2 pseudogenes are annotated in these 837 nt (G+C 79.2%); one reads left to right on the forward strand and one right to left on the reverse strand.

Annotation, left to right across the window (positions count from 1 at the left end):
• Positions 1-193, reverse strand: a pseudogene (locus NWP10_RS12185) (hypothetical protein); the annotation flags it as partial.
• Positions 194-321: 128 nt separating this feature from the next.
• Here NWP10_RS12185 and NWP10_RS12190 point away from each other — a divergent pair.
• Positions 322-837 (forward strand): annotated as a pseudogene (locus tag NWP10_RS12190) (thioredoxin); the annotation flags it as partial.

The following is an 837-nucleotide window of genomic DNA, read 5'->3' on the forward strand; positions in this document are numbered from 1 at the left end:
GGTCGACGGGCTCCACCGACGCCGGGCCGGCGGGCGCGGGGCTCGAGGAGGCCGGACCCGAGGGCGCGGGGCTCGACAGTGCAGGGCTCGACGGCGCGGGGCCGCCGGGCACGGCGCCGTCGGGCCCGGGGACGGGTCGGGCCTCGTCCTGGACGGGGGCGTCCGGTCCGGACGCGGGCTCCTTCTCCTGCACGCGCTCAGCGTACGTCAGCGACCGCGGCCTGACCCGGCGCCCGGCGGGGGACTACCGTGGGGCCGGACTGACAGCCCGTCCCCGACAGCCCGTCCCCGACAGCCCGACCCGGAAGGACCGTGACCGACGTGACCGCCCAGCCCCCCTCCGACTCCCCGGCGCACCTGCGCGGCGCCGTCGACCTGTCCTCCCTCGGGTCCCCGGCCCCCTCCGCCCCGCCCGCCGGCGGCGCCGAGGGCGGGGGGTCGTGGGTGATCCCGGACGCGGACCAGCGCCTGCTCCAGCAGCTGGTCCAGCTCTCCGCCCAGGTGCCCGTGCTCCTGCACCTGCATGTGCCCGGCGACGCCTCCAGCGACGCGCTCTACCGGCAGTTCGCCGACGCGGTGGACGCGCAGGCCGGCCGCCTCGTGCTGGCCCGGATCGACGTCGCGGCGGACCCCTCCGTGCTCCAGGCGCTCGGCCTCGGCGCGGGCCCGGCCGTGATGGCCGTGGTGGCCGGCCAGCCGGTGCCGCTGGTCAACCAGGAGGTGCCGGCCGAGACGCTCGAGCAGCTCATGGGAGAGATCCTCGAGGTGGCCCGCCAGAACGGGGTGGCCGGGACCGTCCCCGCCGTCGCGCCCGCGCGCGCCGACGCCGCCGAGCCC

Origin of the sequence: Micrococcus sp. HG099 (assembly GCF_024723355.1) — a bacterium.
GTDB classification, from domain to species: Bacteria; Actinomycetota; Actinomycetes; order Actinomycetales; family Micrococcaceae; genus Micrococcus; species Micrococcus endophyticus.